At 45.9% G+C, this 23,178-nt stretch carries 15 protein-coding genes; 13 read left to right on the top strand and 2 right to left on the bottom strand.

What is annotated here, in order from left to right:
- Positions 1–10: 10 nt before the first annotated feature.
- The gene (gene nikB / locus ACIQYG_RS12600; protein ID WP_402838434.1) at positions 11–931 is read right to left on the bottom strand and encodes a nickel ABC transporter permease; all 921 of its coding nucleotides are present in this window, start codon (positions 929–931) and stop codon (positions 11–13) included.
- A 12-nt stretch (positions 932–943) separates the two neighbouring features.
- Positions 944–1,846, bottom strand: a complete 903-nt coding sequence (nikC, locus tag ACIQYG_RS12595; RefSeq protein ID WP_402838432.1) for a nickel transporter permease — start codon at positions 1,844–1,846, stop codon at positions 944–946.
- A gap of 210 nt (positions 1,847–2,056) precedes the next feature.
- Here nikC and ACIQYG_RS12590 point away from each other — a divergent pair, with 210 nt between their 5' ends.
- The 13 genes from ACIQYG_RS12590 to pdxR all read left to right on the top strand — a co-directional run bounded on the left by ACIQYG_RS12590 (position 2,057) and on the right by pdxR (position 22,461).
- Positions 2,057–3,613 carry a glutathione ABC transporter substrate-binding protein gene (locus ACIQYG_RS12590; RefSeq protein WP_402838430.1) on the top strand — a complete coding sequence of 519 codons (1,557 nt, stop codon included), beginning with the start codon at positions 2,057–2,059 and terminating at the stop codon, positions 3,611–3,613.
- Between the two features lie 66 nt (positions 3,614–3,679).
- The gene (locus ACIQYG_RS12585) at positions 3,680–5,188 is read left to right on the top strand and encodes an amidohydrolase family protein (protein WP_402838428.1); all 1,509 of its coding nucleotides are present in this window, start codon (positions 3,680–3,682) and stop codon (positions 5,186–5,188) included.
- A 1-nt stretch (position 5,189) separates the two neighbouring features.
- Positions 5,190–6,689, top strand: a complete 1,500-nt coding sequence (locus ACIQYG_RS12580) for an amidohydrolase family protein (protein WP_402838426.1) — start codon at positions 5,190–5,192, stop codon at positions 6,687–6,689.
- A 100-nt stretch (positions 6,690–6,789) separates the two neighbouring features.
- Positions 6,790–8,355, top strand: coding sequence for a glutathione ABC transporter substrate-binding protein (locus ACIQYG_RS12575; protein WP_402838424.1), 1,566 nt, complete (start codon positions 6,790–6,792; stop codon positions 8,353–8,355).
- Between the two features lie 825 nt (positions 8,356–9,180).
- The gene (locus ACIQYG_RS12570; protein WP_402838423.1) at positions 9,181–10,428 is read left to right on the top strand and encodes an amidohydrolase family protein; all 1,248 of its coding nucleotides are present in this window, start codon (positions 9,181–9,183) and stop codon (positions 10,426–10,428) included.
- A gap of 24 nt (positions 10,429–10,452) precedes the next feature.
- Entirely contained in the window at positions 10,453–11,703 is a 1,251-nt protein-coding gene (locus tag ACIQYG_RS12565; RefSeq protein WP_402838421.1) for an amidohydrolase family protein, read from the top strand.
- A gap of 28 nt (positions 11,704–11,731) precedes the next feature.
- Positions 11,732–12,979: an amidohydrolase gene (locus ACIQYG_RS12560; protein ID WP_402838419.1), complete on the top strand. Its 1,248-nt coding sequence runs from the start codon at positions 11,732–11,734 to the stop codon at positions 12,977–12,979.
- A 383-nt stretch (positions 12,980–13,362) separates the two neighbouring features.
- Positions 13,363–14,658: a uracil/xanthine transporter gene (locus ACIQYG_RS12555; RefSeq protein ID WP_402838416.1), complete on the top strand. Its 1,296-nt coding sequence runs from the start codon at positions 13,363–13,365 to the stop codon at positions 14,656–14,658.
- 290 nt (positions 14,659–14,948) lie between these two features.
- Positions 14,949–15,212, top strand: a complete 264-nt coding sequence (locus ACIQYG_RS12550) for a heterocycloanthracin/sonorensin family bacteriocin (protein WP_402838414.1) — start codon at positions 14,949–14,951, stop codon at positions 15,210–15,212.
- Positions 15,213–15,362: 150 nt separating this feature from the next.
- Complete coding sequence (locus ACIQYG_RS12545; RefSeq protein ID WP_402838412.1) at positions 15,363–17,306, top strand: putative thiazole-containing bacteriocin maturation protein; 1,944 nt, start codon at positions 15,363–15,365, stop codon at positions 17,304–17,306.
- Complete coding sequence (locus tag ACIQYG_RS12540) at positions 17,303–19,246, top strand: TOMM precursor leader peptide-binding protein (protein WP_402838411.1); 1,944 nt, start codon at positions 17,303–17,305, stop codon at positions 19,244–19,246. The genes ACIQYG_RS12545 and ACIQYG_RS12540 overlap by 4 nt, the downstream gene beginning before the upstream one ends.
- Before the next feature lie 23 nt (positions 19,247–19,269).
- Positions 19,270–20,838: a SagB family peptide dehydrogenase gene (locus tag ACIQYG_RS12535; RefSeq protein ID WP_402838409.1), complete on the top strand. Its 1,569-nt coding sequence runs from the start codon at positions 19,270–19,272 to the stop codon at positions 20,836–20,838.
- A 192-nt stretch (positions 20,839–21,030) separates the two neighbouring features.
- Positions 21,031–22,461, top strand: coding sequence for a MocR-like pyridoxine biosynthesis transcription factor PdxR (gene pdxR, locus ACIQYG_RS12530; RefSeq protein WP_402838408.1), 1,431 nt, complete (start codon positions 21,031–21,033; stop codon positions 22,459–22,461).
- The last annotated feature ends 717 nt before the right edge of the window (positions 22,462–23,178 follow it).

Here is a 23,178-nt window from a genome sequence, read left to right as displayed (position 1 = left end):
TCATACCTCCTTAGTTCAAGTCTATTCTTTTGTTAAAGTATCGATAGAGGACATCCACTGCCAAATTCATGAATACGAAGATGACGGAAGCGATGAGGACCCCGCCTTGGACCATCGGCAAATCCCTCGTTCTGATTGCATCGACTATCAATCTCCCAAGTCCATTGATGGCAAAAACGGACTCTGTCAATACCGTACCGCCAAGGAGTGCACCGAACTGGAGGCCAACGACTGTAATGACGGGGATAAGCGCATTTTTCAGGCCGTGTTTATAAATGATGATATGTTCTTTCAATCCCTTGGCTCTTGCGGTCCGGATGTAGTCCTGGCGAACGACTTCAAGCATGCTCGACCTGGTCATCCTGGCAACGATGGCCGCTCCGCCGGCCCCAAGGGTTATGGCTGGGAGAATCATGTGGCTGAAAGTTCCCCAACCTGAAACCGGAAACAATTGAAGGTTCACGGAAAAGAAGTAGATAAGCATGAGGCCCAGCCAAAAACTAGGTAACGAGATTCCCAATAAAGCAACGATCATGATGGAAATGTCAGCTGCCGAGTATTGCTTGGTAGCCGAGATGATTCCTGCGATCATTCCAAGTACTACGGTTATGAATATGCTGGCAAGTGCCAGTTCAAGGGTGATGGGCAAGCGGACCATGATCTCGTCCAAAACCGGGCGGCTGCTGCGGAGTGATTCCCCAAAGTCACCTTGAACGGCATGAAGGACATAGTCAACGTACTGATAGAGGATTGGACGATCCAAGCCAAGCTCATGCCGTAGCGATTCAATCGTTTCTTTAGTTGCTCCTTCACCTGCAAGCAGTGTTGCCGGATCTCCCGGGACCATTTGCATGATGAGGAAAACAACAAGACTTACTCCCAGTAAAACCGGTATCGTTTGAAGCACCCGTCGGATAATGAATACGAACATTTTCTCTCCTCCTTATTTTTTCATTCTTGGATCCAGGGCATCTCTAAGTCCATCCCCGAAGATGTTGAAACCAAGTACCAGTGTTGATATCGCTATTCCCGGAAACAAAGCGATGTGCGGGGCGCTGAACAAATAATCCCGGCCGCTGCTCAGCATCGCTCCCCATTCTGGTGAGGGCGGCTGGGCTCCCAGTCCCAGGAATGACAATCCGGCTGCCGACAGAATGGCCGTTGCCAGGCGTAATGTAGCTTGAACGATGACGGGTGATAGAATATTCGGAAAAATATGTTTGCATATGATCGTGAAGTCAGTCGCTCCCAATGCACGAATGGCATCGATATATTCCAGCTTCCTGACTGACAATGTGGAACCGCGTACAATCCGGGCAAACATCGGTATCGAAAAGACGCCGACCGCTACCATTACATTGATTAAACTTGGACCAAGGGCACTAATGATGGCAAGAGCAAGCAGTATTCCCGGGAAAGCCAGCAGAACATCGACAATCCTCATAATGACGGTATCGATCCATTTTCCGTAATAACCAGCTGTTAACCCGAGGAGTATGCCAATGAACGCCCCGAAGAATACAGAGACAAACCCAACCGTTAATGAAAGCCGTGTTCCATATAATAATCTGCTTAAAATATCCCTTCCCTTATCATCCGTACCCATCCAATGTTCGGCTGACGGAGGCTGGAGTTTATTGACCAAATCAATTTCATAGGGATCCTGAGGTGAGATCAAAGGTGCAAAGATAGCCAATACAATATAAAAAAGTACGATGTACCCGCCTACCAATGCCAATTTATTTCGCTTGAATTTTTTATAAAAGGCTTTCCAGTGTCTTAGTTTCGGAGATTTTCTTTCCTTTACATTCAATTCGGTATTATTAATGACGACCTCTGGCTTCATTGGACTTCCTCCTTTTCTTTCATTCAATTTATTCAAAAAAGGTATTGAAGTAAATATGATGCGGAAAAGCAGTAAAGATAATTAAAAAATGAGTAAAGATTCTGAAAATATAAAATTCGGTTTTTTTTTATAATTTACAGTAAGCCCGATGTACTCATAGCTGTAAGTTACTTGGAGAAACAAAGGCAGGTTGAAAAGGGAGGAAATAGAATGAGAAAAGGTATGATTGGGTTGCTTTTTGCTTCTTTATTAGGCATCTCATCCGTTTTATCAGGGTGTGCAACAGAGGAAACCGGCAGTAAGGAAACAGTAGAAAAAGCGAAAGAAGGAGGTACGCTGGTCGTTGCGCGATTATCTGACGCGACCACCCTTGATCCCCATTTCATAACAGACATTCCATCTGCAAACGTCGTTTATGAAAAGGTTTATCAAACATTGGTCGTTCCTGACAAAAACATGAATCCTAAACCGCTGCTCGCAAAAGAGTGGAAACAACTGGATGATGTCACTTGGGAGTTTAAATTGCAGGAGGGAGTCAAATTCCATGATGGAGCTCCATTCAATGCCGAAGCGGTGAAAACCAATTTCGAAAGGATACTGGATCCGGCAACAGCTTCGCCGCAGGCTGGTAAATTGGAAATGATCAAAGAAATTAAAGTGATTGACGAAACGACCGTACAATTCAAGCTGAAATATCCTTATGCTCCGCTGTTATCGATTTTGGTAAGTAATGAAGGAAGCATCATCAGCCCTAAGGCCATTAAGGAAAATAGTGACAAACTGGGTCAAAACCCCGTTGGGACAGGGCCATTCGTTTTTAAATCTTGGAAGCCAGGCGAAGAAATCGCACTTTCGAAAAACAAGGACTATTGGGGGGATAAGCCTAAGATAGATGGGGTGGTATTCAAGGTTGTCCCTGAAGATGCCACGAGGATTGCGATGATTGAAACGGGTGAAGCGCATGTGACCGATCAAGTGCCGGTGACGGAGATTGATCGGATCGAAGCGTCGGGCACGATGGATTTATATCGCACGGAAGGACTTGCCGTTGAATACTTAAGCTTCAATGTTAAGAAAAAACCATTTGATGATGTAAGGGTCCGTAAGGCGGTCGCTCATGCCATCGAGGTCGATTCCATTATCAAAGGGGTTTATAACGACGTCGGTACGAGGGCGAATTCAACAATGAGCCCAAAGGTGTTTGGTTATGATCCGGATATAAAGGGCTACGACTATGATATTAATGAATCGAAGAAGCTCCTGACTGAAGCGGGGGTCAAGGATGGTTTGGAGTTTACACTGACGACGAGTGACCGTAAGGAAAGGATCAATATGGCCGAGGTGATTCAATCCCAGTTAAAAGGAATTGGAATTAAGGTCAAGATTCAAGTCCTTGAGTATGGGGCTTACATTGACGCGACAGCCAAGGGCGAGCACCAGGTATCGATAGGCGGCTGGGGCAACGCTACCGGGGATGGAGATTATAATCAATTCAATCTTTTCAATAGCAAATCCCAAGGTGCTGCGGGAAATAGTTCATTCTATAGCAACCCGGAAGTGGATAAATTGATTGAAAGTGCACGCAAAGAATCGGATGGCCATAAACGTAAGGAGCTATATTCGAAGGCACAAGCAATTGAAAGAGAAGAAGTTCCATATGTTCCTATCCGTAACTATGAACACTTGGCCGTATATGGCGGGACGGTTAAAGGACTTTGGCTGAATCCGGCAAATTATTTAATGCTTGATGATGTAACCGTGAAGTAGGAATTCATCACGAAAGGAAGGCAGCATAAGGATGTTATGCTGTCTTCTCAATTAGGAGGGGAAATTATGATAGATATACTGCTAATCCATGGGACCGTCATTACCATGGATCAAAACAGGAGAATCCTGCCCGATGGCGCCGTCGCCATACATCAAGGAAGGATTTTAGCCGTAGATTCGACCGAAAAACTGAAATTGAAGTATGAGGCTGTAAAAGTCATCGATTGCAGCCATCAGTGCATATTGCCTGGATTGATAGATGTTCATGGGCATGGGGGGCATTCCATGTTCAAAACGATCGCAATGGAGAATATTGATTTTTGGATGCCCATCATGACGAATGCGTACAAGCATTTTGTTACAGATGACTTTTGGTATTACGAAGGAAAGCTATCCTCCCTTGAGAGATTAAAGGCTGGCGTGACGACTGGGGTGAGCGTATTAGGATCCATGCCGCGGTCCGATGAACCGATTTTCGCCATCAATCATGCAAAAGCATACGCAGAGGTGGGAATCAGGGAAGTGGTATGCACGGGTCCTTGCAATCCTCCATGGCCCCATTCATTCAGCCGGTGGATCGATGGAAAGAGAGTGGTAAAGGAAGTTTCCTATGAAGAAGTATTACAGGGGGCGGAAGCTGTAATCGAGGCGCTGAACCATGCAAATGAGGACCGCACGAGAGCCTTCATTACACCATTTGTCATCGTTACATCAGTGGATCCCTCCAATCCCACATCTCCTGACAGGCTTTATGGGCTGAATGACCATGACCTTTATCAAGCGAAGAAAATAAGGGAGATTGCCAGGAAGTATAATACACGCATTCACTCTGATGCCTTTGGCGGGATGATTCATTTAGCGATACAGGATAAGGAAAATGCCCTCTTGGGACCGGATGTCCATTTACAGCACTGTCGGGGCATTTCCTTCGATGAGGCAAGAATACTTGCAGAAACAGGTACCAACGTCAGTGCATCACCTGGATTTGGCCAGGTTCATGCCCGTACCCCGATAACTGAATTATTGGAGATGGGGGCAACTGTGGCAATCTCCACGGATGGGACGTCCCCTTCCACAAGTTTCGATATGTTTCAGGCAATGAGGAAAACACAGTTTGTTCACCAGGCCGCCCTTAGGGACTACTATTATTTACCGCCAGGCAAGCTGTTGGAAATGATCACGATAGATGCTGCGAAATGCATTGGCTGGGATGATGAAATAGGCTCCCTTGAAATCGGGAAAAAAGCGGATGTCATTACGGTCAACCTGCATCAGCCTCATCTGACCCCTGAATTCATGCATGTTCACAGGCTTGTATTTCAAGCAGTGGCGAATGATGTGGAGCATGTCATCGTGGATGGGAAATTGATCATGGAAGGGAGGAATGTACAGACGGTCCATGAAAGTACAGTTCTGGACGAAGCGAATGAGGAGGCCTTTTCAACGATAAAGCGTGCGGGGCTCGAAAAGTATATGCAACCGACGAAATATTTCTGGGGCCATGCCAGGGCATATGTAGATGAAAAGCGATATGACGAACGCGAAGACACTGCCGTGATGAGGAAAGGGGAATAAGATGGAAACCAAACTTAAAGGAAGATATGTAATTGGGTATGATGGGTGCGATCATGTTATTTTGGAAAACGCCGAGATCGTTTATGAAAAAGACACGATTTTGTATGTTGGAAAAAATTATCCAGAAGAAGTGGACGAGGTAATGGATGCCGGTAACGCGATTATCAGTCCCGGTTTCATAGATTTAAATGCATTAGGGGACATTGACCATGATATTTTACATTTTGAAGCCAGTGCCGACAGACAGAAAAACCTTCTTTGGTCAGAGAATTATATCAAAAGCGGACATCCTGAATTAATGACCGAGGAAGAAGAAGCTTTTAAATCACTATATGCTTATTCACAGCTCATACTTCATGGCGTGACGACGGCGATGCCCATTACTTCCGTCTTTTATAAAAGCTGGGCTGAAACCTATGATGAATTGGCAGCTGCGGCAGAACATGCCGCTGGATTGGGGTTAAGGATTTACCTTGGACCGAGTTTCCAATCAGGAATGAGAGCCGTCCAGCCAAACGGGAAAATTAAACTGCATTGGGATGAAAAAGCTGGTGAAGCGGGGTTACGGAAAGCGGTCGAGTTTGTAGAAAAATTCGATGGAGCCCATGAAGGCATGGTCAGAGGGATGCTTGCTCCAGAACGTATAGAGTCCCAAACGGCAGATCAATTAAAACAGATTAAATATTATAGTGAAAAATTGGATGTACCCATAAAGCTTCATGCTGCACAAGGAAGTTTTGAATTCAACACCATCTGGAAAGCCCATCATGTTACACCGATCAGATATTTGTACGACCTTGGCTTTCTCGGTCCAAGAACAGGGATCCCGCACGCCCACTTTATTTCAGGATATAGTAAAGCGAAATACGGACAGGGTGATGACTTGGCGCTGCTTGCTGAAACGAATACAACGGTGATTCATTGCCCGCTGATCATCGGGAGGCATGGGGAGGCGTTAGAGTCTTTTGCCAAATATAAACGGGCTGGGATCAATATAGCCCTTGGAACGGACACATTCCCTCCGGATATGTTCCAGAACGTCAGGACAGGCAGCATGCTCTCACGGCTGGCGGAAGGAGAAACGGAAGGCTCTGTCTATGCCGATTTCTTTCGGTCAGCCACACTTGATGCGGCAGCTTTTCTTGGCAGGAACGATTTGGGTCGCATCGCAGCGGGGGCCAAGGCGGATATCATCGCGATTGACTTGGACGGTTTCCATATGGGGGTAATCGATGATCCGATTCGAACCATGTTCGTAAGCGGGTCTGGGAGGGACGTTAAATTATCGATCATCAATGGAAAGGTAGTCATGAAGGATCAAATAATCCCCGATCTTGATTTAACGGAAATCAAATATAAGGGGCAGCAATATTTTAATAAGATGAGAAGAGGATATATGGAAAGGGATTATCAGGAGCTTCCCGAAAAAGAATTGTTTAAGCCATCATTCAAGGTCGTGGAATCGATAAGCGATACAGAAGCCATTTGTGAAAACAAGTAAAGAAAATGAAAAACATAGTAAAGATATTCGAAAAAAATAGTCAGAATATTTCCTATAATTAGATAAATATTCAAAAAATGAAATTGGGAGGTAGAAGACCATGGGGTTAAAACGTGGGGCAGGAAAGCTTTTTCTAGTCATGATCATGGCTATCATCATTACAGGCTGTTCTTCTAACAATGACGTAAGCACAACAGAAAGTGATCCGAACAGAGCATCAAACGAAGGGGGTACATTGGTTATTGCCCGCTTATCCGACGCCGAGAATTTGGATCAGCAGTTCATGTCCACGATTAACGCCGCTAGCGTCACTCACCATAAAGTCTATGAAGGTCTTGTACAACGGGATGAGAATAGTGAGATACAGCCAATGCTAGCAGAAAAATGGAAGCAAATAAATGACACGACCTGGGAATTCAAGCTTAGGGAAGGTGTAAAGTTTCATGATGGCACGCCATTTAATGCAGACGCAGTAAAAAAGACGTTTGATCGACTATTGGATCCGAAGGTCGCTTCTCCCAGAGCAGTAGTATTCGATATGGTAAAAGAAGTGAAACCGGTTGATGAATTTACCGTGCAATTCATTCTGAAGGAACCTTTTTCCCCTCTCCTTTCCATATTGGCGAATCACGAAGGCGGAATCATCAGTCCGGAAACGATTGAAAAGTATGGCAAAAAGATTATCCAGGAACCGAATGGAACAGGTCCTTTCGTTTTTGATTCATGGTCCCCAGGCCAGGAAATCACATTGACGAAAAACGACAGCTATTGGGGAGACGAGCCAAAAGTGGACAAGGTCATCTTCAAGGTCGTACCGGAAGACTCCACGAGGATATCGATGATAGAAACCGGTGAAGCGCATATCGCCGAGCCTCTTCCTGTAGCTGTCATGGACCAGGTGGAATCATCCCCGGCAATGGATGTTTACCGCAGTGAAGGGTATGGAACCGAATATTTAGGGTTCAATGTCAATAATGAACCGTTCAATGATGTAAGGGTCCGTAAAGCCATCGCCCATTCCATCGAGATGGACTCGATCATCAAGGGTGTCTTCAATAATGTGGGAGTAAAGGCGAACTCCTTGATGGGCTCTAAAGTATTCGGGTACAACGAAGATCTCGAAGCCTATGATTACAATTTAAAAGAAGCGAAGAAACTGATGGCCGAAGCTGGATATTCAAAAGGCTTGGATGCAACCATCCTGACAATGGACAGTAAAGAAAGAGTCAACTTGGCTGAGGTCCTGCAATCCCAACTTAAAGGGATCGGAATTAATTTGAAAGTACAGGTCATGGAGTACGGTTCGTTCGTGGAACAAGTGAATAAAGGACAATCGGAAATGTTCATCATCAGTTGGAGAAACGCGACAGGGGATGCTGATTATAACCAATATAATCTATTTCATACCGATTCACAGGGAGCGGCAGGTAACACATTCTTTTACAGTAATCAAAAGGTTGATCGTTTAATAGATGAAGCCAGGAAGGAAAAAGAAGAAGGGAAACGCAAAGAACTATACGCGGAGGCACAGGAAATCGAAATGGGTGACACCCCGTACATTCCTGTAAGGGTCATAGAAAATGTTGCTGCAGTCGCCAAAGAAGTAAAAGGGTTTTCAATCAGCCCTTCAGGTTATCTGGAGATAAATGACGTAACGATAAAGTGATGGGCAGATAAGAAGAAAGGGTTCATCCATTTTGGGTGAGCCTTTCAGTTTGTAGACGAAAGGGGTTTTACTGTAATCCTCATTGGAATGAATAGATTTGCGCCACTCCTGCCGAATAACTGGCTAGCCGAGACCCCACAGGCGCTTGCTTTAATGCGGCTTGGAAGACAGTCGGCGGAAAGGGAGCGGATTTCTGAAAGAGGGTTTGTGAAATGATTTCCACTCCAGGCACTCGCTTTCCGCGGGCGGTCCGGGAGCCTCCTCGGCGCTTTTGCGCCTGCGGGGTCTCCCCTGGACACGCTTTTCCCGCAGGAGTCTCGTACCCTCCGTTCCAATCAACTTTGTTTTTCTTTTAGATAATACACAAATAACCCTAAAGAACTGTAGACCGACAATCGAACATGCCGGTCTCAGTCTGATGTAATTACTACCATTAAACCAAGACTTGGTTATCCTCCATGATTTATTACTGTTTTATTTGATGAAACCTCATTGAATTGAAGAAATGTGCGACACTCCTGCCGAATTACTGGCTGGCCGAGACCCCACAGGCGCTTGCGCCGAGGAGGCTTGGCAGACAGTCGGCGGAAAGGGAGCGGATCTCTTCAATCAATTGAACTTTTTAAATAAAAAACTGCAGGCAAACTGAGTTTTCACCGAGTTGTCTACAGTCTGAAAGGGTTCATCCATTAGGATGAGCCTTTTTCTTTGGCACAATAAGTAAAAATAACATAAAAACGAGTAAAAATTCTGAAATTATTTGTTGCTTTTTAAAACTATAATGAAAGTGATGCATATTCAATCTGGAATGGAAGGGTGAGTTTAATGTCTCAATCGTATTGGCTAACGAATGTCCGCTTGGAAAATGGTTTTACTTATAATGAAAATGAAACGATCACCGGCACTGAAACCGGTAATTACCAAATCAAGATTGAAAATGGGAAAATTTCCTCCATTTTATCGGCGAAGGAATCGATAACGGATCAGGATCCGCAGCATGATGTTCACGGTCTCCTGATGGTCCCTTCGTTTAAGGAAATGCATATCCACATTGATAAAACGTACTATGGCGGTCCGTGGAAGGCTTGCATGCCTGCGATTAATGGCGTGAAAACGCGGATAGAGGAAGAGCAGGTCTTACTGCCCGAATTATTGCCTACCGCTAAAGTTAGAGCAGGGAAAATGCTCGATTTATTATTGGGCTTCGGATCTACCCATATACGTACACATTGCAACATTGACCCCGTCATTGGACTTAAAAACTTAGAAGCCACCCTTCAGGCACTGGAAGGATATAAGGATAAATTGACGTATGAAATCGTCGCATTCCCACAGCATGGACTATTACGCAGCGATTCCGTCGGGTTAATAAGGGAGGCCATGAAGAATGGGGCAAATTTGGTAGGGGGCGTGGATCCAGCCACCATTGATGAAAACATAGAGCGGTCACTTGAAACGATCATGGATATCGCGGTTGAATCCAATTCCGATATCGATGTCCATTTACATGATCCGGATCACCTTGGACTCTTCACCATGCAGCGTCTTGCTTCACTGACGGAAGACGCTGGCTGGCAAGGAAGGGTAACGGTTAGCCACGCAAGCGGTTTGGCAGATCTTTCAGTCCCAGAGGCAACGGGCATAGCCGAAAGGTTTTCGGAAACAGGAATATCGATTACATCCACTGTGCCCATCTTCAGAACGATCCCAATCCCCCTGCTTCATGAAAAAGGGGTGAAAGTGGAATTGGGTAATGACAGCATCACTGATCATTGGACACCCTTTGGCATCGGGGACAATCTGGAAAAGGCCGGTCGCCTTGCAGAGAGGTTTCGCATGATTGATGAACGTTCCTTAGCGAAAAGCCTGCAATTCATAACAGGGGGAAAGACCCCATTGAACCAAGACGGGATCAAGGCATGGCCTAATGTCGGGGATGAGGCGAATATCGTTTTGCTTGAAGCCAGCTGTTCAGCGGAAGCGGTGGCCAGAAGGGCAAAGCGTGCCGCTGTCATCTTCAGGGGCAATGTTGTTAGCGGATCTATTTCATCTTTTGAGACGACAGGTGTTTAATCTTCTATTAAAGAGAGTGATTCGATGAATGAAGCATACTGGCTTACAAACGTTACGCTTGATACTGGATTTGTTTTTGAGAATGAACGAATTGATAGGACGAAGACAGCTGTATACAACATGTATATAAAAAATGGGATCATAAAGGATTTGCAATTGGCTTCAAGTATGCCTTTGAAAACGGAAGACCCTGTTCACGACGCGGGAATGCTGCTTGCACTTCCTCCTTTTAAAGAAATGCATAACCATCTTGACAAGACTTATTTAGGACTGCCATGGAAATCATGCACTCCGGTTCCGAATTTAATCGAACGCTTAAAGTTAGAAGCAAAAGAGCTTGCTGAACTGGCTGAAACTGGACGGCTCCGGGCTGAACGGATGCTTCAATTATTGTTAAGCGGCGGGGCTACGCATGTAAGGACGCATGTAAACATCGATCCATACATCGGAATGAAGAACTTGGAAGAGATTCAACGTGCACTATATGACTTCAAAGGGAAAATGACATACGAGATCGTGGCTTTCCCGCAGCATGGACTGCTAAGAACGAATTCAAAAGGGTTGATGAGACAAGCGATGAAAGAAGGGGCATCCTTGGTGGGCGGCCTGGATCCTGGCGGGGTGGATAATAATATAGAAGCATCCCTATATGAAATGGTCGATTTGGCTGTTGAATTTGATGCGGATATTGATATTCATATACATGATCCCGGTCATCTTGGTTTATATACGATCAAGAAACTGGCTTCTTTGATCGATGAAGCAGGGTGGAGAAACAGAGCGGCCATCAGTCATGCTTTTGCACTTGGTGATGTTTCAAGAGGAGAATCAAATGAAGTGGCCAGTGAATTATCAAACCTGGGGATAGCGATCATGTCTACAGTTCCGATCAACCGGGTCATTCCCCCGATTGAATCACTTCATGAAAAAGGTGTCCATGTTGCTCTCGGTTGTGATGGCTTTTATGACTCCTGGTCCCCGTTCGGTACTGGGGATATGCTGGAAAAGGCAGGCCGATTGGCCGAGAGGTACAACTGGAAGGACGAGTATGCGTTGTCTCAATCGCTCCAATTCATTACGGGCGGGGTCAGGACATTGGACCATGAAGGTAATCGTTTTTGGCCGAATGTGGGAAATGAAGCAAGTATGGTTTTTGTGGATGCATCATGTGCTGCCGAGGCAGTTGCCAGGAGATCGAAGCGGGCTGCGGTCATGGTCGATGGAAATCTGGTTTACGGTGGACTCGACCGTGAATCTGCCTTGAAGTCGAATTGAAGATCTATTTCAAGAAGGGATGATGATCATGAATACAATCTATTGGTTAAAGAATGTTCGTTTGGAATGTGGTTACCGGAAAGAGAATGAAAGAGTTACAGGAACGATTACCGGGCTATTTCATCTGTTGATGGAGGACGGTAAGATCACGAAGATTGTCAAAGATGGGGAAGCCATCCGTGATGATTTACCAGTGGAAGATGCAAAAGGATTGCTGGCGTTACCATCCTTCCTTGAAAAGCATGTCCATCTTGATAAGACACTGATGGGGGATGTTTGGAGAGCGTGCACTCCTTCTTCAAGTGTCATTGAACGCTTTGAAAATGAGAAGCGGGTTCTGCCTTCCATTGCAACAAACACATGTAAACGTGCAGAATCTTTACTGGAAATCCTGTTAGCTTCCGGCTCTGCACATATACGGACCCATGTTGATATCTATCCGGAAGCGGGATTGCAAAACTTAGAGCAAGTGCAGCAGGCGCTTGCTGGCTATTCCAATAGACTCAGTTCGGAAATAGTGGCATTTGCGCAGCACGGTTTGTTGCGGTCCGGCTCTGTCCAGCTTGTCAGGGAGGCATTGCGAAACGGAGCGGGGATCGTCGGGGCGGTGGATCCAGCAACAGTCGATAACAATATTGAAGCATCGCTGGTACAATTGATGGATTTAGCAGTGGAAGCTAATGCTGATGTGGACTTGCATTTACATGATCCCGGCCATCTGGGCACGTTCACCATGAAGCGTTTGGCAGCTCTGACCAAGCAAGCGGGCTGGGAAGGCAGGGTAGCATTAAGCCATGCGTTCGGAATCGGGGACGTATCCAGGGAAGAAGCCTATGAACTAGCTGACATTCTTAAGGATGCGGGGATTTCCATCATCACCAGTGTCCCGATTAACAGGCAGATGCCCCCTGTAGATTTATTACATGAAAGAGGGGTTGAAGTATCAGTAGGAAATGATAATATCTTTGATGTATGGTCACCTCTTGGGAATGGTGACATCTTGGAGAGGGCAGGAAGGCTCGCAGAACGTTTCAAATGGATTGACGAAGTCTCGCTTTCCCGAACACTCGGGTATATAACTGGCGGAAAAACCCCATTGGATAAAAAGGGTAACCAAGTATGGCCGAAAGTTGGGGATGCCGCAAGTCTGGTGTTAATTGACGCAAGCTGTTCTGCAGAGGCAGTTGCCAGGCGTTCTGAACGTAAAGCGGTCATTTACAAGGGGAACTTGGTTTCCGGTTCACTATATAAACAAAAGCAGTCCATTGAACGGTAGGACTGAACCAAAAAAGGATTTCTGGATATTTCCGGATTTCCTTTTTCGTTTTGGGCGGCTTCCGTGTACTTTTATTTACATATGTTATATGCTGTGGAAGTGATTTTTTTTGGCCTATATTGGTTAGCTCGCTTCTGCTTGCCCATTTGCCTTGCAACCATAGTCAAGCCAACAAATTAGCAGGGAGCTGCAGTCTTTGTTACTATTAATGGTAACGTTATCACATGCGTCTGCAAAGGTCATATGACATAAATCAGCAATGGCAGCAGACCATCCGGGACCGCGTTTATTAGCATGGTGATGTCCTATCGCCTTTTTTTAGGGAAGGATAATTAAATTCACCATGAGTTTGAAAAGTATCATGTTCAAAGGAGATGGAATCTATGAAAAGTTGGAGATCTTCTGTGACTCTATTTTCTTCTTTTCAATGGTTGTTTTTTATTTTTGCAAATACGGTAGTTGTGCCCATATCGATTGGCGCAGCTTTTGATCTCCCTCCCAATGTTACGGAAATGACCATGAGAAGCTCGCTCATTTTCACCGGGATCGCTTGCGTGTTTCAGGGGTGGAAGGGGCATAAGTATCCGCTTATGGAAGGTCACTCAGGTCTATTGTGGGGAGTGATGCTGAATTTAGGTTTATCTGCACCATCCATAGGGCTTGGTTATGCTGAGATAGGAGGGGGAATTGCTACTGGTCTCATTGCCGCTGGTGTCGTGACCATCATTATTTCTGCCTTCAACCTGATTTCTCATGTCCAGAAGATTTTCACTCCCATGGTCATGACGGTTTATTTATTCCTTTTGACGTTCCAGCTCATTTTTGTCTTTTTTAAGGGGATGCTGGGGATTACGGAGAATGGGGAAATTAACATCCCGGTCAGTTTCCTGTCAGTGGGGATCGTACTTCTAGTAAGTATATTAAAAATAAAAGGACCAAGGACCATAAGCAATTTCTCCATATTGATCGGGATTATGGTGGGGTGGATTTTTTACGAGCTGCTATTTCCGGAGGCCAGGGTGGAAATGGGATCGACGGGTGCCGCTTTTTCATTTTTCCCATTAGGTGCTCCAAACCTTCAATTCGGGATAATAGCGATTTCCTTTTTTGCAGGATTACTGAATTTGTGCAACACGTTCGCTTCCATTCAGGCTGCATCGGAATTGATCGGTGATGAAGCTGAACACAAGCAGTATCGAAATTCTTTATTCATGACTGGCGGTTTTACCATTTTTTCTCCGTTGCTTGGCCTTGTTCCGTATACACCTTTTACTTCATCCATCGGTTTTTTGCAGAGCACCCAGATATATGAGAGGAAGCCCTTCTTACTTGGAGGCATGTTATTGACCATGATTGGGCTAATTCCCCCCTTTATCTCTTTCCTGGCCACGATGCCGATAACAGTCGGGAATGCAGTATTGTTCGTTGCTTACCTTCAGCTATTCGGTACGGCTTTCAACAGCGTCAGGGGTCAGCATTTCACTTCAGACACGATATTCCGGCTTGCCGTACCAGTATTGATTGGCGTGAGTTTGATGAATATCCTGCCTAATGCATTTTCGAACCTACCCGCGCTATTACAGCCCTTTTTGACGAATGGGCTCATAATGGGGGTATTGATATCAATCGTGCTGGAAAAATCGGTCAACTGGAATCGTTATGAACAACTGCAGAACTAATTTGACTTCGATTAAAAGTTCTATACATAAAGGAAAACGAAAATGCCAAGTGACTTTTAATGACTTAATTTAAGAGGCGATCATGAAAACCGGAAGGTGTTAACCTTCCGGTTTTCTATTTTTTCATTTGTCTTTTAATGTGAAATGGGCGTTTTAATCAGTAGCAATACCCAATCCCCTTACATATTTTGTTGAAGGGAGTATTTGATGCTGTTAATTCCCTGACCATCTCGTTTCGATTTCCAGTTCTAAGCATTGCCTTATTAATTAATAAACGGAGGTTATATAAAATGTATGAATTTCAAAATCAATTGCAAAATCTGAATGTCGATGATTTTCAGGTGACTCAGCCAGTTCCATGGGACCAAAACCAGTACAATTTGGATGATTCTTCTCGACAATTCATTGGTGTGGGCGGTTGCTTTGGTTGTTTTGGCTGTTTCTTGTGCTTTGGCTGCTTTGGTTGCGGCGGTCGCTGCGGTCGCTGCGGTCGTTGTGGTGGATGCGGACGCTGCGGCGGGTGCGGCGGTCGTTGCGGACGTTGCGGCAGTTAAGGTTTCAGGTACTAAAGAAAAGTCCCTGCGGTGCAGCAGGGACTTTTCTTTATAGCATTAGACATAAGAGACAAATTGTCGTACATAGGATTAAAGTGAAGTGCTGTGCTAATAGCAGTACTTAGAATGCATCGGGTTAGGAGGAGCGGAATGATGAATTTGACCCCTTCTATGCGTTTGAAAGTGAAAAGGGATACGTTTTTTCTTCCGGAACCAAACAGAGGTGTGTATTTCAGGAATAACATAAGTTCGTTCCGTATGGAGGGCACCTCGATCGTTCAGTGGATTGAAAAGTTATTACCGATGTTCAACGGGAACCATACATTAAGCGAGTTGACCGATGGATTGCCTGGCCCATACCGGAACCGGGTGATGGAAATCGCCGAGGTTTTGTACGGGAATGGGTTTGTTCGGGATGTAAGTCAGGATAGTCCCCATCAATTAAGGGAACAAGTTCTTGAAAGGTATGCTTCGCAAATCGAGTTCCTGGAAAGCTGCGGTGATTCCGGGGCTCACCGTTTTGAAGCATATCGAAAGAAAAAGGTGTTGGCTATAGGCTCTGGACCATTGTTCCTTTCATTGGTGTCCTCACTGATCGAATCCGGATTGCCCAAATTCCATATCCTCATTACGGATACGTTACCGACCAATCGAAAAAGATTGAATGAGATTGTGGCACATGCGTGTAAGACGGACGACGAGGTTACCATAGAGGAGGTTGTGCTCGAGAAGGGAGCAGGGATTGAATGGCAGGAAATCGTGCAGCCTTTTGACTCGATCTTATATGTATCACAGGAGGGTGATATAGAGGAATTAAGAGAACTTCATTCGGTTTGCAGGCAAGGGGAAAAGATCCTGTTTCCTGCGTTGATCATCAATCAAGTTGGCATGGCTGGTCCGCTCGTCCATCCGGATTCCAAGGGATGCTGGGAGTCAGCGTGGCATCGTTTACATCAAGCTGAGCTGGAAAAGAATCAGGCACCGACTTCCTTTTCCGCCACAGCCGGGGCGATGTTAGCCAATATAATGGTATTCGAATGGTTCAAAGAGGCTACAGGCGTTACGACAGCGGAACAAGCCAATCAATTTTATCTGTTGGATATGGATACATTGGAGGGGAAATGGCATCCGTTCATTCCCCACCCAGGGGTGACGGGAAAAGGGGCTGCTGCCTGGATTGAAGATTTTGAACAGCGGCTTGAACAGAAAGCGGACCCAGGTGATCCGGGGAAGGTGTTCATGTATTTCAGCCGGTTGACATCCTCGGAATCCGGAATCTTTCATAGATGGGATGAGGGGGATTTAAAACAGCTGCCGTTGGCTCAATGCCGCGTTCAGGTTGTTGATCCGCTGTCGTCCGGTCCGGCCGAACTCCTGCCGGAAATTATCCGTTCAGATCTGACGCATGAGGAAGCGAGGCGGGAAACCGGTCTTGCAGGAGTTGAGGCATATGTATCCCGAACACTCAGCCAGCTCGTTGCGACTCTTCCGCCGCTTCAGGGAGCAGACGGAATAAAGGAATCGGTCGGGGTCGGAGCAGGGGAAACATTTGCTGAATGTGTTTGCCGTGGATTGCAAAGCAGTTTGGATACAGAGTTTTTAAATAAGCGGTTCAACCAGGAGAAACTTTTGACGGTGCAGTTGGCTCAAGTGGAAGATGAGCGCTGCAGGTATTATTTACAAGCGCTGACCCGGCTGCAAGGAGATCCGATCATCGCGCTGGGTGAGGAAGTGTCCGGTTTCCCGGTAGTTTGGGCAGGAACGAGCGATGGCTGGTCCGGCGCTGTCGGTTTGAATGTAACGATCGCATTACGGAACGCGTTGCAAAAGGCTGTCATGAAAGTCCAAAACCAGACAGTTTGCCTCACAGCCCCAGGTTTAGTGGCATCGCCTGTTCTTGAGAAAGAAAAGATGAATCTTGTGATTCCTTCATGCGGGGTGAAAGGGAATTCCGAATTGGTACAGTCCGCCATTCAAGTCTTGAAGAAGAACGGTAAGCGAATCTGTGTTTTCGAATTAGATCTGGAACCTCTCTTGAAGGAAGAAATGGCAGGAGTGTTCGGGGTGTTTTTGCGAGAGGGGGAATCAGGGTGAAAACTGACGTATTGGTTGTCGGGGAAGGAGTGTTGGCCGACCATGTTCATGGGGACCTGTCCGGCCAATATCAGGTGAATCGCCAAACCGATTTCGAGGCAGGAATCCCGCAAACGACGGCGATGGTCCTTCTGCTGCAAGATGCTTGGAATCCCGCTGTCCATGTAAAGGCGGAAGAGGTGATAGGGCAAGCGGGCATTCCATGGCTGCGGGGGTTCGTATCATTTGGAGAGGGAGTGGTAGGTCCGCTGGTGCGCCCGGGTGTTCCTGGCTGCTCACAGTGTGCGGACCAAAGGCATCTCATGGCGGGGCGTGATCGAAAAGAAATGTGGGGAATCCGCCGGCAGCTGGAGGAAAATGGGGGGATGGAGCGTGATGCGGCGGCATCCCGCACAGGCCTTTTACAGATGGCCCACTTGATTTGTGCAGAGGTAAGGAAGGTGATGAAAGGAGAGCGCGCCCGGTCGGAAGGGCATGTTTCTTTAATCAGCCTGAAAACGTTGAATGGTTCGTGGCACTCATTTTTACCAGATCCATTGTGTCCGGTTTGCTCAACATTACCTGATGACTCGAAGGAGCGTGCTAGGATTTCGTTGCAGCCAAGTCCGAAAATCAGTCCAGACAGTTACCGAACCCGTTCAATGGATGAGCTGAATGAAGTGCTGGCCAAGGATTACTTGGACCACCGTACAGGATTCCTGAACAATAAAATGATAGATCTTGTGCCGCCATTTGCCGATGTAAGTGTTAATTTGCCTTTGTTCATAGGAGATGAGGGGGCGGCTGGCCGGACTCTCTCATATGCGGTCAGTGAGATGACGGCCATATTGGAGGGATTGGAAAGGTATTGCGGAATGGAGCCCCGCGGTAAACGGACAGTCATACATGACAGCTACAACAACCTGAAAGATTCTGCGCTCGATCCCACCAGGATCGGGGTGCACTCGAAGGAAAATTATGCACAGCCTGATTTCCCGTTTCAACCGTTTAATCCTGACCGCTCGATAGATTGGGTGTGGGGCCACTCATTCTTGCAAGAGCGGCCGATCTTGGTCCCGGAGTTGCTTTCCTATTACAGCTTGGGCTGCGGTCATGGATTTGTCTATGAAACTTCAAATGGCTGCGCTTTAGGAGGAAGTTTGGAGGAGGCCATTTTCTACGGCATCATGGAAGTGATCGAACGTGATTCGTTCCTGCTGACTTGGTATGCGCAGCTGCCCCTCACACGCCTTGACCCAAAATCTGCAAATGACAAAGAACTTGAGCTGATGATTGACAGGGCGAGGGCGGCAGCGGGATATGATATCCATTTGTTTAATTCGACGATGGAGCATGGTATACCGAGCGTATGGGCGCTGGCGAAAAACAGGAAACAAAAAGGATTGAATATCATCTGTGCGGCAGGTGCCCATCTGGACCCGGTCCGGGCTGTCAAAAGCGCGGTCTTCGAGTTGGCTGGCATGATGCTGACACTTGACGATAAATTGGAAGAAAACCGGGATGAGGTTGAGAAAATGCTGCATGATTCCTCACTGGTACGGAAAATGGATGATCATGGCATGCTGTACGGTTTACCGCAAGCCGAAGAGCGACTGCGGTTTCTGCTGGATGATGACCGCCCGATGCGAACATTCGCTGAAGAATACGGGGAAAAGGTGAACCATCCGGACTTGACGGAAGATTTGCAGGAAATCCTTCAGGAGTTTCGCCGATTGCAACTCGAGGTGATTGTGGTGGATCAGACGACACCGGAAATAGCACGGAATGGATTACATTGCGTGAAAGTGCTGATCCCAGGGATGCTGCCGATGACATTCGGCCATCATCTTACCCGCATAACGGGGCTTGAGAGAATACTGAGGGTTCCGATGGAACTTGGATATGCTGAACGGCCGCTTGATTTCGAACAGCTCAATCCGCATCCGCATCCTTTTCCATAAGCGGTGACGTAGGAGGTTGGAGGATGAGTCTAGAGGCATTTTTGCACAATTTACATTTTGATATCGAAAAGGCAAGTCCGCCGGATTGGGAAGTGGATTGGGATGATGCGCCGCTGACGTATAAGCTTTACCGTGACTTGCCTGTATTTCCACTATCACTGGAGGTGCCGCTGACGCTCGAGGGGGAAAGCGGGCCATCAAAGCAGGACCTCAAAGGAATCGGTCATTTCCTCTGGTATGCATATGGCCTGACCCAAGTCAGTCAGGTACCGAGATCCTCGGAATCAGAGGACCTCATGCAGTCATTCCGGCGTTTTCCACCTTCAGGGGGAGCTTTGTATCCAAGCGAATTGTACGTATACTTGAAGATGGAGGAAATACCTGCTGGCGTATACCATTATGATGCGGCACACCACCGGTTGGTTTTGCTGAGGGAAGGGAATTTTGATTCATATGTAACAAAGGCTCTTGGTGGAACCATTGATATGTCCGCATGCTTCGGCACGGTTTTTGTATCGACGATGTTTTGGAAAAACTTCTACAAATATAATAACTTTTCATACCGTCTTCAAGGACTTGATGCAGGCGTGCTTCTTGGACAGTTGCTCGAAGTGGCGAAACGCTTTGGAATCGCTGCCGGGGTGTGTTTCCAATTCCTTGATCGGGCCATCAATCATCTGCTAGGGCTTTCGGAAGAGGAAGAGAGCACGTATGCGGCGATCCCCTTATCGGCAGAACCTACTTGTAGATTTAGGGAAGAAAGGAGTATGGACCGACCTGTCACTTCGACGGAATTATTGCTGGAATTGAAGGGGATTCAGCCTGAACACTATGTTCGGTCGCAGAGGATCAGGGAATTTCCGATGCTAATCAAAATGAATGAAGCATCGATGATCGAATCCACCCAATCATTCCGGCGGATCCATCCAAAGAATGGGGCGGAATCCGAAGGGAAAATTGTAGCCCTTCCTATCGTGAAGCGGTTGTCCTATGACTTGGCATCAGTTTGCCGAAAGCGATTTTCACCTGAAATGGACTTCGTACTCGGGAAAGTCAGTCAATCGCAACTTGCCGCTCTCCTGCAGGAGGCTACCGCTTCGTTCTCCTATCGAAATGATTTGGATGGAACAAACGAGAATAACGAAAATCGCGTTTCCCTCTATGCTTGTTTATATAATGTGGAAGACATACAAGATGGTGCATACTATTATGACAGCACGACACATTCCTTACGACAGATACAACCAGGAGATCATCGACTCCTATTGCAATACGGAATGTCCCTCGATATCATGAATTTTCAGCAAGTGCCGATCTGCATACATGTAGTTGGTGAGCGGGATCATTCCAAAACGCAACTTGGATATAGAGGATACCGGATCCAGCAAATGGAGGCAGGGATGCTCGTTCAGAAATTACTGCTGGCGTCGTCAGCCCTCGGAATGAACGGGCACCCGCTGCTCGGCTTTGATGTGAATATGTGTGATGAACTTTATAAGATGGAAGGTCCGCAAAGGAAAACGAGCCTGATCCAGATCCCGATCGGACACTATCTGAATCGCCCTTGGCTGAAGGGGAGTCTGCATAGTTGAAGAAGATGAAACGAAAGCCTCCATTTCATTTGAGATGGACGCTTTCGTTTTTATTTTGTAGTATGGCAGAGTGCAATAATCTCTGCTGAAGATTATACTGAAAAAAAGGTTTTACTGCTTTTGGGAATGAATAAGTATATAAAGTTATTGATGCAGTACGCTTTTATCTAAACATTTTAAAGGATGTAGCTTATGGAATGGAAAACTGACAGAAAATCCAAGAAGCCTCTATATAAACAAATAGCAGCTTACATCGAGAGTGGCATTGCTGATGGAACATTCTTATTGGATAAGCCGTTACCGTCTGAACGCTTCTTGGCAAGTGAACTGGGAGTTAACAGAAGCACAGTTGTTGCGGCTTATGATGAATTGGAAGCAAATGGGCTGGTTGAACGAAAAAAAGGAAGCGGAACGATGATCAGCAAGGATATTTGGGGAATTACCCGAAAACGTATCCCTAGTTGGAATAGATATATCGAGGCGGGTTCTTTTTTGCCCAATATGCCAGTAACCCAAAGAATACGTAAAGAGACGGAAGGGCATAACCTTATTAACTTTGCCAGTGGGGAGCTTTCAGAAGACTTATTTCCAGTCCAACCCTTGCGTGAAATCATTTCCAATAGGTCATTCATTGGCAGCTTAGGTTATGATCACCCTCAAGGCAATGCGGTTTTAAGGGAAACGATAACCGATCATGTTAAACAGTATAGGAGAATTGAAACGGATCCATCTTCTATACTCATTACTTCTGGTGCACAGCAAGCCCTGCATCTGGTGGTCCAATGCTTGTTAAAGCCAGGGGATGCCGTTGTATTGGAAGATCCATCATATAGTTACAACCTTCCCATCTTTCAATCCGCGGGGCTAAGGATTTTTCCTTTGCCGGTTGATAAAGACGGCATCAACCCAGAGGATTTACTGGAACTCCATAAAAAACACCGGATCAGGATGATTTTTTTGAACCCTATATTTCAAAATCCTACAGGAACTGTCCTTCATATCAACCGCCGTAATAGGATTCTTGAGCTTTCATCCGAATATGGAATCCCGGTCATAGAAGACGATCCTTATAGTTTAACTTCCTTTGCCGGGGAAGAAATTTCCACTCTTAAATCGATGGACAACAACGGAAATGTTTTATATATAAGCTCTTTATCAAAAATCGTTGCTTCCGGTTTAAGAATTGGGTGGATTATAGGACCGAAATCAGTCATAGATAGACTATCGGATGCTAAGCAGCAGGTTGACTTCGGTCATGGTTCATTCACTCAATGGATAGCAAACGATTTTTTGGATTCAGAGTATTTTCATGCCCATATTGCCGGCTTAAGGGGGCATCTGGAAAAAAGAAGGGATGCAATGGTTTCGAGTCTTCAACAATTCCTGCCAAAAAAAGTGGATTATTATTCGCCAAATGGCGGAATTCATTTGTGGTGTAGGCTGAAAGTGCCATTGAACGAAATACAGTTACTGGAGGAATCCATCAAAAGAGGAGTCATATATGTCCCGGGTTCAACGCTAGGTACAAATAAGGAATATGTACGCTTTACTTTTGGAAGGGAAAATGAGGATTCCATTCACGAAGGCATCAAAAGGTTTGCAGAGGCGGTAAAAAGTTTATAATCATATGATTCCAGACTGTAGACAAACTTGATGAAATATCAGTTTGCCTGCAGTTTTTTTTGCAATTTATACGTTGATTTCCACTCCAGGCACTCGCTTTCCGCGGGCGGTCCGGGAGCCTCCTCGGCGCAAGCGCCTGCGGGGTCTCCCTTCGACGCGCTTTTCCCGCTGGAGTCTCGTACCTTCCGTTCCAATCAACTTTGTTTTAACAGTTAGATGGAACATCTTTTGTCGACAAAAGGAATGTGCCATCATCGGCATCATACAGACTGTAGATAAACTCGACAATAATGGAGTCGCCTACAGTTATTTATGGCTTGTACAAAGTAGACTTTGATTTCCGCTACATGCACTCGTATTGGGTCAGTTGTTTCAGGATCATCATTTGGTGAAAGTTACGTTCCAAACCCCTGTTGTCTACTAGTTGGAATCATGACAAAGTCATGATTCTTTTTCTGTCTTTTTTTGTGGATGCAAGTTGGACTTGAGTTCCTGCAATCCGCCGTATCTTAGCGATTTCTTCAGTGGCGCGTTGCACTTATCTATGTATATTAACGAAAGAATTCAACAAGTGGATGGTGGAAATTTCACTTGATTGGATGGTCCTAAAATTGGTTGTTCTTTTATTATAGAGAAGAAGGCTTTTTCTAATATATTTACTCAGTAAACACGAAGAGCGATCTACCTGTCATTTTGACATGCAAATTAAGCACGATC

The organism is Peribacillus sp. NPDC096622, assembly GCF_044762665.1.
Taxonomy (GTDB): domain Bacteria; phylum Bacillota; class Bacilli; order Bacillales; family DSM-1321; genus Peribacillus; species Peribacillus frigoritolerans_B.
This window is presented reverse-complemented; position numbering and strand designations above follow the sequence as displayed.

Excerpts from the sequence above, each read along its gene's own strand:
- nikB (WP_402838434.1), bottom strand. The coding sequence starts at position 931 with ATGTTCGTATTCATTATCCGACGGGTGCTTCAAACGATACCGGTTTTA.
- nikC (WP_402838432.1), bottom strand. The coding sequence starts at position 1,846 with ATGAAGCCAGAGGTCGTCATTAATAATACCGAATTGAATGTAAAGGAA.
- ACIQYG_RS12590 (WP_402838430.1), top strand. The coding sequence starts at position 2,057 with ATGAGAAAAGGTATGATTGGGTTGCTTTTTGCTTCTTTATTAGGCATC.
- ACIQYG_RS12585 (WP_402838428.1), top strand. The coding sequence starts at position 3,680 with ATGATAGATATACTGCTAATCCATGGGACCGTCATTACCATGGATCAA.
- ACIQYG_RS12580 (WP_402838426.1), top strand. The coding sequence starts at position 5,190 with ATGGAAACCAAACTTAAAGGAAGATATGTAATTGGGTATGATGGGTGC.
- ACIQYG_RS12575 (WP_402838424.1), top strand. The coding sequence starts at position 6,790 with ATGGGGTTAAAACGTGGGGCAGGAAAGCTTTTTCTAGTCATGATCATG.
- ACIQYG_RS12570 (WP_402838423.1), top strand. The coding sequence starts at position 9,181 with ATGTCTCAATCGTATTGGCTAACGAATGTCCGCTTGGAAAATGGTTTT.
- ACIQYG_RS12565 (WP_402838421.1), top strand. The coding sequence starts at position 10,453 with ATGAATGAAGCATACTGGCTTACAAACGTTACGCTTGATACTGGATTT.
- ACIQYG_RS12560 (WP_402838419.1), top strand. The coding sequence starts at position 11,732 with ATGAATACAATCTATTGGTTAAAGAATGTTCGTTTGGAATGTGGTTAC.
- ACIQYG_RS12555 (WP_402838416.1), top strand. The coding sequence starts at position 13,363 with ATGAAAAGTTGGAGATCTTCTGTGACTCTATTTTCTTCTTTTCAATGG.
- ACIQYG_RS12550 (WP_402838414.1), top strand. The coding sequence starts at position 14,949 with ATGTATGAATTTCAAAATCAATTGCAAAATCTGAATGTCGATGATTTT.
- ACIQYG_RS12545 (WP_402838412.1), top strand. The coding sequence starts at position 15,363 with ATGATGAATTTGACCCCTTCTATGCGTTTGAAAGTGAAAAGGGATACG.
- ACIQYG_RS12535 (WP_402838409.1), top strand. The coding sequence starts at position 19,270 with ATGAGTCTAGAGGCATTTTTGCACAATTTACATTTTGATATCGAAAAG.
- pdxR (WP_402838408.1), top strand. The coding sequence starts at position 21,031 with ATGGAATGGAAAACTGACAGAAAATCCAAGAAGCCTCTATATAAACAA.